We start from the raw sequence: 1,628 nt of genomic DNA on the forward strand, positions 1-1,628 counted from the left end.
GCCGATAACGTTGAGAAGATTTATAATGGTGAGTTATCATCTAAGCTAGAAAATCCATTGTCTGCTGATGAAGTTAAGGCAGTCGATGAAACACCAGCCGGTAAGGAGGAAAACTTCTTTGCGGTTGCGAACGGATCTTTGCTTCACTTGGAACACGTCCAGGATGAGACATTTGCCTCAAAGATGATGGGCGATGGCTTTGCAATCGAACCAACCGATGACGATATCTTGGCACCAATTGATGCTGAGGTCACGATGGTTTCGCCAACGAAGCACGCCATTGGTTTACGGACAGAAAGTGGTCTAGAAATTTTGGTGCACATGGGAATCAACACAGTTGAACTGAATGGTGAACCATTCGATATCAAGGTGGCCGTGGGCGATAAAATTAAGCACGGTGACTTGCTTGCAACGATGGACATTGCTGCGGTCAAGGCTGCCGGTAAGCTAGCAACCACGATGGTTATCTTCATGGGCTTGTCAGAACAAGCCCAAGTCAAGGTTGACGATGAAGAGATTTTTGATGGTATCGCGGGAAACTATGTTGGCCGTGTAATTTTCTAGTAACGACATTCTAAAATTTAGACACAAAAACTCGTCTTTACGGTTGTAGTAAGTTAGCTACAATTGTGAGGACGAGTTTTGTTTTTTAAATCGTATAAAAAATGTAAGGGAATATAGTTGAATGACTGTTTCGCCGGTGGTACACTCAGTTAAGAGAAAAAGGCACGTGCGCTAACACGCGCAAAAATCCAGAGAGAATAGATGTTGGAAGGTGTAACGCATGAGTTTAATTAATCGTGATCGAATCAATGAGATTCGACAAGCAAATGACATCCCGGTTCGTGAATTAGCGAATATTGGCATTAGCCGTAACCGCTATTACCGGTACTTGAATGAAGAAAATGATTTGCCTGCCGAGGGGTTCATCTCATTGATGAGTCACTTACTGTTGACGGGTGCGGAAATCAATAGTGAATTGGTTAACGGGCATGACACAGTTGAAGGCCTAATGGGCGAGTTGTTGGCAGCAAATCAAGCCCAAGATGCAGAAACAATCAAAGAAGTGAGTCGACGTAGTTATCAACTATTCCGAAATACAATGGCACGTGGTTTTTTGCGTGTCGCGAGTTTAGCGGATGTGCTTCACGCACGATTGATTCCCGATGAACACGCCCAAATTGCCCAACAAATTTTAATTGATTCATTTGAAGCGGTTAAAATCTGGCGTGCAATGGATGTGGCGTTGCTCTATCCTGTGATTGCGGAAGTTGATAAGGCGATGGCACAACAATATCTGTCAGAAATCTGGACCAAGAGCTGGCCACATAGTACGATGGAACGATTGAATGCAATGACTGTGCGTTATATGACGGTTTTATTGGGACGTGATGATTTTGATTTAGCCAGTTTTAAAACGGTGGCAGATTGGATCGTTAATGAGCCAAAGACCGCAATGAGCTTCGCTTGGTGGGCGCGATTGGTATCTCAATTGGAATACCATAATTGGGATGACGCTCGGAAACTGGCGAACCAGGCAACTGAATTAGGCATGACTGAAATGGCCGAATTATCAAGTGCTTTGATTGATGCTTGGTACAAGCGAGCAGAAAATATATGATGATTAA

Annotated in this window: 2 protein-coding genes; both read left to right on the top strand. The window is 43.7% G+C overall.

Annotated elements, in window-relative coordinates:
* Positions 1–564, top strand: a 564-nt coding sequence (locus tag WEIDD23_RS14920; protein WP_242865504.1) for a PTS sugar transporter subunit IIA, incomplete at its 5' end; no start/stop codon positions are given.
* A 220-nt stretch (positions 565–784) separates the two neighbouring features.
* Positions 785–1,621, top strand: coding sequence for a hypothetical protein (locus WEIDD23_RS10085; protein WP_010373343.1), 837 nt, complete (start codon positions 785–787; stop codon positions 1,619–1,621).
* Positions 1,622–1,628: the final 7 nt, after the last annotated feature.

This window comes from Weissella sp. DD23 (genome assembly GCF_001579105.1).
GTDB lineage: Bacteria > Bacillota > Bacilli > Lactobacillales > Lactobacillaceae > Weissella > Weissella cibaria.

Bases quoted from the DNA above. Each gene is read 5' to 3' on its own strand.
- WEIDD23_RS10085 (WP_010373343.1), top strand. From the start codon at position 785: ATGAGTTTAATTAATCGTGATCGAATCAATGAGATTCGACAAGCAAAT.